The 13,754-nt window shown below is 65.4% G+C and carries 8 protein-coding genes and 1 tRNA gene; 5 read left to right on the top strand and 4 right to left on the bottom strand.

What is annotated here, in order from left to right; all coding sequences use genetic code 11:
- Positions 1 to 3 precede the first annotated feature (3 nt).
- Together istB and istA are read right to left on the bottom strand one after the other, a co-directional pair.
- Positions 4 to 819, bottom strand: coding sequence for an IS21-like element helper ATPase IstB (gene istB / locus ABD191_RS26045; protein ID WP_344087590.1), 816 nt, complete (start codon positions 817 to 819; stop codon positions 4 to 6).
- A complete protein-coding gene (istA, locus tag ABD191_RS26040) occupies positions 819 to 2,078 on the bottom strand; it encodes an IS21 family transposase (protein WP_344087588.1) in 1,260 nt (419 codons plus the stop codon). The genes istB and istA overlap by 1 nt, the downstream gene beginning before the upstream one ends.
- An 80-nt stretch (positions 2,079 to 2,158) precedes the next feature.
- On the opposite strand from istA, the gene ABD191_RS26035 reads away from it, so the two are divergent.
- The 4 genes from ABD191_RS26035 to ABD191_RS26020 are packed head-to-tail and all read left to right on the top strand — an operon-like array spanning position 2,159 to position 10,552.
- On the top strand, positions 2,159 to 3,457 hold the full coding sequence (locus ABD191_RS26035; protein ID WP_344087635.1) for a helix-turn-helix domain-containing protein: 1,299 nt from the start codon (positions 2,159 to 2,161) through the stop codon (positions 3,455 to 3,457).
- Between the two features lie 56 nt (positions 3,458 to 3,513).
- Positions 3,514 to 4,755, top strand: coding sequence for a restriction endonuclease-related protein (locus ABD191_RS26030; protein WP_344087586.1), 1,242 nt, complete (start codon positions 3,514 to 3,516; stop codon positions 4,753 to 4,755).
- Complete coding sequence (locus tag ABD191_RS26025; protein WP_344087584.1) at positions 4,752 to 8,096, top strand: hypothetical protein; 3,345 nt, start codon at positions 4,752 to 4,754, stop codon at positions 8,094 to 8,096. The genes ABD191_RS26030 and ABD191_RS26025 overlap by 4 nt, the downstream gene beginning before the upstream one ends.
- On the top strand, positions 8,093 to 10,552 hold the full coding sequence (locus ABD191_RS26020; protein WP_344087581.1) for an RNaseH domain-containing protein: 2,460 nt from the start codon (positions 8,093 to 8,095) through the stop codon (positions 10,550 to 10,552). The genes ABD191_RS26025 and ABD191_RS26020 overlap by 4 nt, the downstream gene beginning before the upstream one ends.
- Here the strand turns inward: ABD191_RS26020 and ABD191_RS26015 are convergent.
- Positions 10,526 to 11,287, bottom strand: coding sequence for a transposase family protein (locus ABD191_RS26015; protein ID WP_344087578.1), 762 nt, complete (start codon positions 11,285 to 11,287; stop codon positions 10,526 to 10,528). The genes ABD191_RS26020 and ABD191_RS26015 overlap by 27 nt on opposite strands.
- 123 nt (positions 11,288 to 11,410) lie before the next feature.
- Between ABD191_RS26015 and ABD191_RS26010 the strand changes: the two genes are divergently transcribed.
- Positions 11,411 to 11,809, top strand: coding sequence for an RNaseH domain-containing protein (locus tag ABD191_RS26010; protein ID WP_344087632.1), 399 nt, complete (start codon positions 11,411 to 11,413; stop codon positions 11,807 to 11,809).
- Between the two features lie 1,292 nt (positions 11,810 to 13,101).
- Here the strand turns inward: ABD191_RS26010 and ABD191_RS26005 are convergent.
- Positions 13,102 to 13,174, bottom strand: a tRNA-Lys gene (locus tag ABD191_RS26005).
- Between the last annotated feature and the right edge of the window lie 580 nt (positions 13,175 to 13,754).

Raw genomic sequence — 13,754 nt, 5'->3', positions numbered from 1 at the left:
TGGTCAGCTGTCGTTGGGGGTGGCCGGAGGGACGCGGCCGAGGTCGCGGTTGCGTAGTCGGTAGCTGTCGCCTTTGAGGGAGATGACTTCGGCGTGGTGGACCAAGCGGTCGATCATCGCGGCGGCGACCACGTCGTCGCCGAAGACCTCGCCCCAGCGGCCGAAGGGTTTGTTGCTGGTGACGATGAGGCTGGCCCGTTCGTAGCGGGCGGAGACGAGTTGGAAGAACACGTTGCCGGCTTCGGCCTCGAACGGGATGTAGCCGATCTCGTCCACGATTAACAGTGGGGTGCGGCCGAGTTTGGTGATCTCGGCTTGGAGCCGGCCTTGGTGGTGGGCGGCGACGAGTCGGGCGACCCATTCGGCGGCGGTGGCGAACGCGACGCGGTGCCCGGCCTGGCAGGCGCGGATACCCAGGCCGATGGCCAGCATCGTTTTGCCGGTGCCGGGCGGGCCTAGGAAGATCGCGTTCTCTCTGGCGGTGATGAAGTCCAGGGTGCCCAGATGCGCGATGGTCTCGCGTTTGAGGGAGCGTTGGTGGTCGAAGTCGAACTCTTCCAGGGCTTTGCGGGCCGGGAACCGGGCGGCGCGGATGCGGCCTTCCCCGCCGTGGCTGTCGCGGGCGGACACCTCGCGTTGCAGGCAGGCGGCCAGGAACTGTTCGTGGGTCCAGTTCTCGGCCCGGGCCCGCTCGGCCAGCCGCTCGACACTGTTGCGCAGGGTGGGGGCCTTCAACGCCCGGGTGAGGTAGGCGATCTCGGACAGGGTCTGCTCCTGCGTCGGCGCCGCCGTGGCGGTGGTGCTGGTTCTGGTGGCCATCACGCTGCCTGCCCTTCGTCGTCGAGGCCGAAGGCCCGGTCGTAGGCGGACAGGTCGCGTTCGGCCACCTCGGTCACCATGGCGCCGCGCCCGCCCGGACCGCGGTCCTGGAAGGCCTGGCGCAGCGCGTCGGCCGCCGTGCGGTGTTCGGGGTCGGTGATGGTCTGCTGCCGGGCCCAGCACCGCTCGTGCTCACCCACCAGCGCCGCGCCGCGGCGGATACGCACCACGTCCAGGTCGGCGATCACCTCGACGCGCTGCCCGACGGCCGACGGGTGCGCCGAGTAGTCGCAGGTGTCCAGCCGCACGTAGTAGTCGCGGGGCAGCACCACACTGTGGCGCCAACCGATCGTCGCGATGTCGATGGGCGGCAGCGGCCCCATCGCCGCCCGGTCCGCGCCGATGCGGTCGTTAGCGCAGGCGCCCTGCAACGCCCGCCGCGCCCGGGCATTGGCGCGGGCCAGGAACCCGGCCAGCTGGGCGTTGAAGTCGGCCGGGCCCGTGAACCGGCGGCCGGGCAGGAACGAGGTCTCCAGGAAGCCGTTGTTGCGTTCCGTCAATCCCTTCGTCTCCGGATCGTTGGGCTTGCAGATGTAGAACCGGGTGCCCAGCATGCCCCGCAACGCGGTGAACTGCGGTGTCAGCTTCGGGTTCGGACCGCCGTAGCGGCCCACGCCGCCCTCGCCGTCCCAGACCAGCAGCCTGGGCACGCCACCGAGCTGACGCAGCACCGCCCACTGGCCCAGCACCAGGTCCTCGGCGTTGCGGGTCGGGATCATCGTCGCCGCCAGGAACCGCGAGTAGCCGGCGGTGAGCACGAGCACCGGCGGGGTGGTCTTGCCGGACCCGACCTGGCCGTGGCCCAACGGGATGGGCGCCGGCGGGAACCACAGATCACACTGGCCGACCTCGCCCGCCTCGTACGTCGTGCGCGAGGACGGGTCGGTCGGCGCGTATACCGGCCGCAGCAACCGAACCCGTTCCTTGAGCACCGTCATCGACCGGCCCCACCCGATCCGCTCAGCGATCACCGTCGCCGGCATGTCCGGGAACTCCTTGAGCAGAGCCCGGATCCGCGGCTCCACCTCATCCACTATGGACCCAGAACCGGCCCGCACATACCTCGGCGGCTGCACCGACCGCACCGCGTTACGCACCGTGTTCCGAGCCAGATGCAACTTCTTCGCGATCGCCTTGATCGACATTCGCTCCGCCAGATACAACCGACGGATCTCCGCCCAGTCCTCCACCGTGATCACCCCTCTTATCCCGCATTGTGGATACGGAGGGGTCAATATTCACCCGTCCGCAGGGGGTCAGTTTTCAGGCGTCGTCGACAATGATTGCAATGAAGTCTTCATTCGCCTCTTATGGAGGCATGCCGTCTCCGCTGCGAACCCTTGATCCGGACATACTTGTGGCGCGGCGTGCGGCTGCAGGCCTGACCCGAGCGCAGCTGGCTACACGAGCCGGTGTCTCAACTCGCATGATCTTCTTCTACGAGCACGGCACCCACACTCCGACGCCGGCGCGCTTGGAGAGCCTCGCCGCCGCATTGGGATGTGGACCGGAGGACCTGATCAATGTTGCTCGAGGACAGGAGACGCTTGTTGATCTCAGATACGCGGCAGGACTGACGCTCGAGCAGGCCGCCGAGCTCTTACGCCGTAGCGCTGTTGGCCGGGCGCTCCACATATCGGCCGCAAAAATCTCCGCCATGGAGAGTGGTCAACCGGTGAAGGGACACGGCTGGTCGGATCCAGCTGTGACAGGCAGGTTCCTTCCACGGTTGGCAAAGACATACGGGGTTCCGCTCCGCATGATGCTCGACGCCTGGATGCGGAGCCGGCCGGACGAACCCGCTCCGACGCTCGATAACGGGCGTGACAGGGCGCCGTCGAAGACCGCGCTGTCGACATGGGAGTCGCTGAACGAGCGCCAGCAGAGGTATCTGGGCGAGATCATGCGCGACGACCGCATGACCGCGACGGAGATGTGGATGCGGCGGGTGCAGCGGCTACCGGTGCCGCCAGCTTCTGAATGGAGACGGCTGCCGTTGGCACTAAAGGCTCCTCCCGCGGTGGTGGGGTATACCCGCCTGCAGGAGCGACTGCGGCGTCGAGGTGTGCATGACCCTGGTGCCGGGCAGACCGTTCATGCCCTTGCCAGGCGCGGGTTACTGGTCATAGCCGAAGATCTCGTTGATCATCCTGCAGTAGGTGAGGTGGCCCGGGTTCTGGTGCAGATCACCCGTCAAGGCCGCGCGGCAGCACAGGCCGGCCTTGACGAAACCGCCGACGATGATCACGGTGCCCACCTGCTGTCGGAGTGGCTCTGGGGGGTTCTTGTCCGAGTAGCGGCGGCTGAACCCGACGGCCTGCCTGACGACCGGTTGGCTGGTCGTGCCTTGTTCTTCATCTGCGTGGGATATAGCGCCAGGCCCGGTGGCCGGCCGAGCCGTGGCTTCATCGACTCCGTCGCGGTGATGGCACCGAGTGCCACACATGTCACCGAGTACCGGTGGCGGCTAACCAGCCTGGGCAGGCGCCACATTGCGGAGTATTTGGCAACCTACCGTGAGTTGTATCCGCGGGTAGACACCACCGGGCTCGATGCTGTGGTGTCGGAGTCCGGATAGCTATGCCCTGACTTTGCCAGTCGTTTCGTCGCACCCCGGGTCTAACATCCGGTTTCGTGACTGCTGTGGACGACGACGCGCGGGCGCTCGGCGAGAATCGGATCCGCTACCTGGTGACTAAGGCCGCCTTACATGCGGCCAAAGCTATGACGACGCCGGGTCTTGAACCACAGCAACGGCTGGCGACGCTGATGGAATGCCATGGGATGGTCCTGGCGGCACGCGGTCCGGAAAGTCCTCTGTCGTTCGGGGAGTTCCGCAAAGCGGTGAGGGGTGACCTGGGCCGACTGCTCCCGGGTGATGTCGACCCGTTGGATCTGGATGGCTTGCGCGTGGTCGACGCGGACGGCCAGGTGACCGAGGACCTCTTCGATCTCGACCTCGAGCAGCGGATGCTGCTGCATGCGCTGCGCACCCTCAACAAGACGGCTGGCGGCGTCAGCACAAGGGACCTGCAGTCGGAGATCGAGCAGGAGACCGCCTACGCGCTGCTGAACAGAACCGGCGACCAGGAAACCTACGTGCGTGGTCGCTCTGACCTGATCCGCGTTGCAGCGGGTTCGGTATCGGACCTGGCTGATCTGCGGCTACCGCCGATGGTCGCCGAGTTCTACGAGGACATCCCGTACGGCTCGGTTTACGACGGCTACTGGTTCGGATGCCCGATCTGCCGTTGGCCGATGCGCGTAGCGCTCAACCGAGGTGCTGGTGGCTTAGTCGGTTCAGCACGGTGCTGGCATGCGCCACATGCAGCGATGGGCGCCACCTACATATTCCGACCTACGGGTGACCACGGTGCACCACGACTTCAGCCGGAGTCGGCCCCGGCTCGCCCGGGAGGCCGGGAGTCCGTGCTCTACCCGGATATCGAGACCATCCCCGACGCCCTGCCCGCCGAGGGGCACAAGGCCCTCGTCCGCGGCATCTGGCGGTACACGACAGTGCCGGGGATCCCGGAACTGTCGCTGCACGATCGCCTAGCCGAGCGCGGCGTGGACGTCCAGCTGTGGCCAGGACTGGATGCCTACGACCTGCTCGTTCAGGTAGGTCGTCGGCGGGCCAAGAAGCGCCCGTTCAAGGTCGACCTCAAGGACTACACCTCCGCTGCGACACTCGCGCAGCTTGTCCATGCCCAGGAAGGCGACCAGGGCGGTGCCGAATGGCTGGTCGTGCCGGACTACCGCCACGACCAGGTGCCGCTGTTGTCCGGGGTATGCGCCAAGTACGGCATGAAGGTCGCCACCGCGTCGGAGTTCGGTGAGCTGGTGTGTGAGCAGTCGGGAGTGAGCTGGGCATGACCGAACCGCCTGTACGGGAGACCGCCATCCACGTGGCGCTGGCGCTGGCCGCGCACTACTTCCCTCAAACAGTCGACGGGGACACCCGCTGCGCCGGCGCCTTCGCTGACGCGGCATTCCTGCTCTCCGGCAAGTATTCCGTGTGGGAACGCTGGAGGATCTTGCCTCACGACGAGAAACAGCGTATCGCACTGGCCGGCTCGATCGCCCCGAGCGACCTCGCTCAACCGCGCGCGTTCTCAGTAGCCGCCCGGGCTCTGCTGACGCGGGTCAACGTCGGTGAAGATGGGGAGACAGCCGCCATTGCCGCGTTCGAACCCGTCGGCAGCAACGCCTTCACGGCTACTGCCGCGCTGCCACGCGTAGGCCGTGATCTGCTGGAGTATGTCGACCGGCAGATCGCTCGCTTCCGGCGACCCAGCGTTCGGCCCAAACCGCTGGAATTCGCCGGCCCCGGCACCTGGTCCACCCCGGAGATCTTTGTCAAGGACACCGGTCAGATTCGGGGAAAGGTCAGCATTCCGCTCTACCCGCAGTTCATCGAACCGCTCAGTCACGAGCGTCTGCCGCACGTAAGAACCGTCGGCTACCATCCCGACCTGCGCATCCCCACGGCCGAACTACTCGAGTTGGCTGAGCAGATCGACAGCCGGTACAACCCGGACGAGCGGTACCTGCGCAACACACTCGCTCAGTTGTTCGATGTCCTACAGACCAGCGACACTGTATCGGCGCAGGAAGCGCTCAGGTTGAACGCCGGCGGTATGCAGATCTTCCATGCGCCGACGGGTACCGGCAAGAGCGTCCTCGTCCGGGTTATGGCCAGCTGGTTCGCCAGCAAAGACCTCCGGATCGCTATCGTCCTGCCCGACATCAAGGCATGCCTCGCGATGACCTGGAACGTCCGCGGCGACCTCGAGCACCTACGCCAGACCGGCGTCCTCGACCATGCGGCAACGTGCGCCCACCTCATGTCATCATCCCGCATGCTCGAGCGGGCACTCAAACATGCCTCGTTGATCAATGAAGATCCCGAGGCGCCCGGGCTGTGGGATGAACGCGCCGAACGCGACATAGACCCGCTTGCATACGGCTGCGCTCAAAAAGAGTTCCTGCAGGCTAATGGCGACTACCCGACCGGTCGGGAACCTTGCTTGTCGTTGGGCGGGCAAGGGGTCGGCATGGCTGCCTGCCCGTGGATCCCGACGTGCGGAAAGTTCGCGCCGGTCTACCAGGCCTGCGCCGCGAACGTAGTGATCATGAATCACTTCCTTTTCATGCAGGGCACCCTGACGATCGGCGTCAACCTCGACGGCCGTCCTGTGCGGACCATGACCGCAGCCGAGTTCGCACTGCGGACCTGCCACGCCGTGTTCGTAGACGAAGTCGACCAGTTCCAGTCACGCGCTATCGACCGGTGCGCCAGCGAGGTCGTCCTGCACTCGCGCCGACACTGGTCGGCAGCACCGCAGGAGATCGACACCGACGCGAAGCGTCTCAACATCAACCGCGAGAGCCTTCTGCTTCCGTCCGTCAGCCATGTTCGACTGGTGGCGGAGTTTCTGTTGCTCAACATCTGCATGAACACACTGAGCCTGCACGCCGCAGAGGATGAGCGGGGCAAGGACCGCATCCCCGACACCACCAGTAGCCGATGGCACCTGGCACGCGGCCGGGACCGCTCATTGATCCGTCTGCTCTGGCCGGACAGCGAGAACGACGAGGCTGACATCCCCACTGAACTGACCGAGCGCATCAACGCGCTCATGCCCGCCCGCTACCAGCGCAATGACCCGTTCGGCACGTCGGATCAGCCTCTCGAGCCCGTGTGGGCCGACGTCCGACGCGCGCTGAGCGCCTTGGTCGCGCCACGAGGTGAGCATCTGCTCGACATGGTGAAGCTTGAGCTGCACGACCTGCTCACCGATCTCGTCAAGAACCCGCACCACCGTGCACAGATCATCAACCTTCTCGTCACCCGGACAACCATGATCGAACTCGACGAGGCGCTGTCGGAGCTGCGTCAGCGGGTTTATGAGCTCCGCACCTCAGGGCTGCGCTCGACCCAGAGGATCGTCGAGTCGCTGCAGACCTCCGCGGTCATGTCCGTTATGCCACTTGGCATGCTCGGCCGATCGCTCACCGGCTACCGGGTTACCGGCCTCGACGACATGGAGAGGAACGCCGCCCTGGTCGCCCAGACCATCGCCGGCGATCCCCACCTCTTCACCGCCGAACTCGGCGGCATCGTCTCACTCAACCTAGCCGGCGTCGAACGGCCGGTCATGGGTCTGTCCGCCACGGCCTACTTCCCGCAGGCGGTCCGCGAACACCTGCATGCCCCGGTGCGCTGGTGGATGACCGACGCCCAGGCCCGATCCATCCGGGCGCGAAAGCACCGCATCGACTACGGCGAAGGCCACCCGCTCTTCGGTGAGCCGATCAAGATTTCGGGCCTGCACCCCAGCCGAAAGCGCGACGCGTTGATCGAGTTGGGCAGCAACCTCTACGACCGCTACATCCACCGCGAACTCGAACGCACCGCCGCCACCGATCCTGACCGCGCGCACGTCCTGGTCGTCGCCAACTCCTACGAGCAGTGCGCCTGGCTCGCCCGAGGCATCGCGCAGGCGGGGCACTACCGCGGCGGACTGTGTGTTGCCGTACGTGCGGAAGACCGTCACAGCTCCGAGCCCGACCTCCCCCGACAGAACGTCGCCATGCGCCTGACGCAGGAGCAGTTCGAGGACTTCCCGAGACACGGAAATGTTCTGGTCGTACCCCTGTCAGTGATTGCCAGAGGTCTCAACATCGTGGTCGGCACGCGCTCGGCCGTGCGTTCGGTCTACCTCTGTGTGCGTCCATTGGCGCTGCTCAACGACCCAGCGGAGATGTACGGCAGCATCAACGCCGCAGGCATGCAGGCCCTGCCAATCGGCGGTAGTACCCGGCCGGTCGATGCACTGGCGCTGGCATGCGATGCGGCATGGGAACGGCTGCGGCTGCTGCTGCGCACCGCCAGCCAGTTCACCTCCATGCATAAGGTCCTGCAGGAGGAGATCGTGGCGGGAATGATCGTCGATCTGATCCAGCTCGCCGGACGCGCCCGCCGCGGAGGCACCGAAGCCGTGCTGCACATGGTCGACTATGCCTTCCACGAGGATACGTGGAGCGCGGACCTTGAGACCGTCCTGCGGCGCATCCATGCCAAGTGGCCGCCTGACGTGCGTCAGCAGATGAACGCGCTTTATGGAGAAGCGCTGAACGCTTTCCTGTCCTATGCCGGCATCAATCCCGACGAGTCTGTCCCCGCTGGCTCAATCCGAGAAGAGGACGCGTGACCCCGACCGACCGCGAACCCGGGAACTACCTCAACACGCTCGCGTTCCGTTGCACCCCGGACCTCGTCGGAGACGATGCCGTCCATGTCCGCCAACTCGACACGGAAACGATCAAGATCTGGACCGATTTTGACAATATGTGCAAGAAGCAGTACAACGACCCGGATGCCCAGGCCCCGTACTCCATCGCCACCACTGTCCTGAGCGTCCTCAGCGGCGGCTACGTACACTTCGACCCCCACGGACCGTCGCCGTTCATCGCCTCTCGGGAGCCGCTTGACGACAAATTGCTCCGCCGGGTCTTCACCTTGACTCACGCACTCGCCCTTGGTGCGCGGATCGAGGACATTGACCTGCACAAGGCCCCTGAGCTGGCCCGGCGAATCGCCGAGACGGCCGAGCGCCGCCTGGTCCTTGCCGATTTCATCAGGTCGCGGCCGCGCACCCAGCCGGACGCGCCCAGCTGGGTCTACCGCACCGTCGTCTGGGGTCTTTCTCAGCAGCTCGCAGGGTTATGGCCCGTCTCCGACAACAGGAACGTCAACCTGCGGCCCGATACCACCGGCGGACTGGTCGCCATCGACGATCCATGGGAGAACGAGCAGGGCGGCCGGTACGCGATATCGCGCACCGCGCTCTGTCTCAGGACGATGCCCAACATCGTCGCACCGGTCGTTCATGTGACCTCACGGGTCACCCGGATCTCCTCTTCGCTGATCTTCTCCAGGACAGCGCTCGCCGTTCAGCCCGGCGAAGGGCGTCCCGTACTGGAGATAGAACTCAACGGTCGCGGTGGTGCTCGCACTATCAACCGCCTCGCCCTGCAAGCGCTGGGCCGGCTTGAGATGGACTACTCCATCCTGCGAACCATCGCCCAACGCGCGCAAGCGGAGCGCCACCTGCTCATCGAGGCGAACGAGCGCAAGCAGAAGCCCATCTTCCCGAAGGCGCACCCCGGACAGGTGTGGCCTGTGCTGCCGAAGAACTACAGCTTCCCGATTGGGGCTGGTCCCGGCATGCACCACCTGCGGGTGCTGCACAAGCACATCCTCAACGTCTTCGGCGAACGGGCCGAACCGCTCGCCGCCCGCGAAACCAAGATGACGCTCGTGCACCGACCAAGCGACCCGGAGAAGATACCTGCCAAAGAACTCGCGCGTCGCAGGGAGGAACGCGAAAGCACTGGCGGCACCGAGCCGCTCAGGGCACGCGGCAACGTCTTCCCCCGTCCCGAGTCGATCGTCGCTGCGGTAGAGGCCGCCGGCTTCAACAAGCTCCGCATAGTCTGCCTGTGGTACGGCGACGAGACCCGGCTACGGATGCTCGGCACCCTTTGCAAGACCTACGGCATCGACCCCACCGGTGTCGATCCCCACGATGGAGAAGAGTTCAGCCTGCACCAGGACAGGATCACCGCGGTCTTTCACCTCGCGGCCGACTTCCTCCTCCCCGGTGCCCCCGACGGTCGCCAACAAGCCTTGGCGACAACCGGTGCGTCACTGGACTCCCGCGACGGAACGCTCGTCGGCGCCTGGTGCGAGACCCACGTTCCGACCAGCGAGGACATGTCCGAGGGGTCGACCGACGACATCGACGCGAAACCTCAGACCAAAGCGATTCTTGCCCGCATGGGGGTCCCGAGTCAGTATCTGCTCGGTCGGAATGCGAACGGAGTCATCCAGCCTAGAGCGAAAGATCACCCGGCCGAGATGGCGTTGCTGGACCTGTACCGGTCCCTGGGTCTCATCGATGACCGCATCGCTAACGCCCTCAGGCCGGAGCCCCGGCACACAGCCGACGGAGCCGACCGCGTGGCCCACGTCGGGTTCCACGTCCGTCAGCAGAACAACCGCAAGGGAGAGCGCGGCGTACCCAAGGTCGTGATCACAGCATCGGCCCTTGTCCCGCCCGCGGTGCCTGGCGGTGTCTGGACGCTGCTCGGCTGGAGCTCAACCAACGCTCAGTGGGGGCCCTACCGCACCGCCCAGAACGTTTTCCATACCACCGCCTACGCGCAAGAAAAGGGCACGAAGAAGACCTACCGCCAGCGCTGGGACGACGCGGCGGACATCATCGAGAACGCGTTACGCGATCTCGCTGAGGAACTTGATGGCATCCCCTATGTCGTCGCCGTGGACGAGGACGCCGGCCGGCGCATGTGGGACGGACTGCAGAACAAGAAGCAAGGAGCCTCACCGGCAAGTCGAACCAGCCGGCACTGGCTTCCGGGCAGCAGCCTCGACGACGAAGAACGCCCAGCCGGGGTGGTCCGCCTCAACATCGCTGCCGAGAACGTTCCACAACCGGTCGGGACAACCCGCGTCTACAAAGACCGCGACGAGACGAAAGATGGCGAAACGACACGCGTGCTCTATGAGGTTGGTACAGACTTTGGCTCGCCCATCTGGATTGAGGATTTTCCAACCTCGTCAGTAGGGGTCCTCGACGTGTTGTAGTGCGACGATCGCCCTGGTGATTGTGGTGGCTCGGGCTGGGTCGCAGCGTAGACGGCTGAGGACCTTCCAGGTTTTGAGGATCGCGACTGCGCGTTCTCCTTTCGCGCGGACGCGGGCGTGGGCGCGGTTGACCTCGCGCATCGGTTCGGGCAGGTTGCGGCCCTTGAACGGTGTGGAGACGGTTCCCCGCGCGCCCTGGTAGCCCTTGTCAGCCCAGACGATGACGTTCGCGTGGGCGAGAGCGTCGATGAGTGCGTGGGTGCGGGCAGCGGTCAGATCATGGGTACTGCCCGGCAGGGCGGGTGAGGCCCAGAGCAGGTGACCGCGTGGGCCGGCGAGGATCTGGACGTTGACGCCGTGGCGTTTGTGCTTGCCGGAGTAGTACGGCCGCTGGTCGGCTACCCGCTCGATCGGGACGAGGGTGCCGTCCAGGATCACCCAGACCAGCAGCGCGGCCCGCTCGATGGCTTGAGCGAGGGTGGGCGCCTGGGCGGCGAGCAGGTCAACGGCCTCCCGCAGGTAGCGGTAGACGGTGCCCACCCCGACGCCGAACCCGGCGGCCAGCCGCTGGTAGGTGTCGCCGTTACGCAGCCACGCCAACGCGAGCAGGGCCTGACGGCCAGGATCAAGGCGACGCCACCGCGACCGGATCCGGGCCCGGTGGTGGCGGATCAGGTCCGCCAGGCAGGTCAGGCTACGCGTCGACAGCGAGATCGTGGAAGGATATGCAAGCACAGGGCTCCCCCGGAGATGACAGTGGTCTTGGTCGACTTGTTCATCTACCAGGAGCCCTGTCCCATATGGACAGCGGCTCACCTACCAGGCTTGTGACCAGCCCAGACAGGTTGGAAAGTCCTCATTCTCTCCAACGTACCGCGCGGCTACGACGGGGACGGGGCAGGCCGTCTCGGCTCGAAGTACACCCGCTGGGATGCCAAGCGGTCGGTTCAATCGGAAGACAAAGCCGAGCGTCGCAAGGGCGAGATGCCCCAGATCTGGTACTCCATGACCGCCACCGAGATATTTCCTATCGTCAATGATGGCAAGATCTCGCCGGAAGCACTTGCGATCGCCGCCGTCCAACTCTGCCACCAAACCCTCTTCTGGTCGGATCGTGCCCGTTACCCCGTACCGCTCCACGCCGCCAAGCAGATGGACCTTGACCATCCACAGTTTCGCCGCACGGCGTTGCCGGATGAGCAGGAGACCGCCGAACCCGGCTCCGAGGATGCAACGGCCACGGCCCCACCGAGCTGAGCAAGTGATACCGGAGAATCGGTGCCTATTCCGGGTGTCGACCAAGCACGACGATCAACCTACTCATTCGCGTCATGGGACGCTGCACCCTGCACGTCGACCGCTTCCTTTCGCGGCCCAGCAGACGTCCAGCCCTTCGCGAGAAACGCCGCACCCGAGGTCGGAATCGCCGGTATGGCTCATGCAGATGATCAACCGGACGTCGACCGCGCCTCCCACCGACCGACCAGAGGATCCCAAACGCCGTCACTGTAGAGCCGATTAAGATCAGGCTGGGCATCCGGATCCGACGGAGCGCATGCGACCCACCCCCGGCCAGGTTCCAACCGGGCGTACCAGCCAAGGCGTTCGCAATCCTCCTGGCCGGGCCATCGGCCGGTCCAGGAGTCACGTTCGTGAGGAACAGGCGCAGATTGGGTGTGATCGCACATACTCCACTGCAAACCGGTAGCACGACAGCGGGCGACATCGCAGACTCGGTCATGCTGCTCGCCGACGCCGGCCCCACACCCATGACACCGAGGAAGCGCACCCCCCATGGTCACCTTCCTCCAAGCGGCCCTCGACGGATAGGCCGACAATACCTGCACCTCAGTCCAGTGAGCTGCCTCGCTTCTGTGGGAGGTCCGAGGACCCCAGGTCTTCCCGGCAAATCGCGTCCTGGGGTGGTCCGGCGACGTAATGGCCAGCGGCTGGGCCGCCTCGATCGCATCGGGATCCCCGGCGCTGCGCTGTCGCGCATCCGGGCGATCACAGAGAGACGCGCAGGAAAAGGTGAGCAGGTCGATGCGGCCGTGAAGCTACTCGATCCGGTAAGCCGCGAGCGCGCTGCTGGGCGAAGACAGTGACCCGGTCAGCTCACCACCATCGGGAGCGCACCCAAGCAGGTCAGCGACGCGATATCATGCTGCTCCGTTGCTGCTCCGACGTCTGCTTCCTGGTGCGTCCCGCTGATAACCAGTAGTGCTCGACGCCGAGATCCAGCCATCGAAGCAGGGCGAGAACGCCGTGGCCTGCCGATACTCAAGCAGTCCTATCTGATGAGGATGAGTAGGAATGCGGCGTCACAACCCTGGCGATTAAAGTCCGCAGCTCTGCCGTTGACCTACAAGGCCACTGGGTGCGCCGTCGCCATGATCCGGACTGACCGTTGGCCGACGGAATCGCCGGACGCCACCGGAAACGACCCCGCTCCAACATAGGAGGCACCTTCGAGCGACCTAGCGTCCACTATGGAAATGAGAAAGCCTCCGATCCGGGACGTCTTCCCAGGTCAGAGGCTTGATCAATTGTGCGCCGCCAGGGACTCGAACCCCGAACCCGCGGATTAAGAGTCCGCTGCTCTGCCAGTTGAGCTAGCGGCGCTCGTTGGCAACGGCAGAAACCTTAGCACGCACCCAGGTTGGATCTCCAATCAGTATCCCGCCGGGCTCATAAATGCGACAAATACTTACGAAAATTCGGACGATCAGGCCTCGATCGGTCTAGTCGTAGCGCGGTGGGCGGGCAAGCATATCTATGGGCGCCGTTCAGATCACTTGCGTTGTCCCAGGTCGGCTGCACGCCCGTCATCCGCCCAGCTGGCGAAGCTGGGCAGTAACCGGGCGGGCGTACCGCATCTGGGCAGGCGGCACCGCCGGATGTTGGTCTTTGTTGCCGGCTGTCGGGCAGTGTCGGGTGCTGCCACAGTCCCGTGTCAGGCCGTTACGTTCTAAACCGAAGCTGTAGATCCCGGATGGATCCCGGAACCTGTCCGGCTGCCCGCGCTCAGCCCATGTGTCGGTCGCCATGGGAAGCCGGACGGATGGGGCGTGGCATGGGCACCACGTAGCGTTGCTGGCCCGCTCGCCTGCCTGGTGCCGGGGCCGGGTCGATTCGGCTGGCGGTGGTTGAGGTGTATCAAGGATCTTGGACGGGTTCTCTCGACTGAGAGGATGTGTTCATG

It is taken from the genome of Luedemannella helvata, assembly GCF_039528415.1.
In the GTDB taxonomy this organism is placed as follows: Bacteria; Actinomycetota; Actinomycetes; order Mycobacteriales; family Micromonosporaceae; genus Luedemannella; species Luedemannella helvata.
The sequence above is the reverse complement of the archived record's forward strand: the minus strand, read 5'-3'. Positions and strand labels throughout refer to the sequence as shown.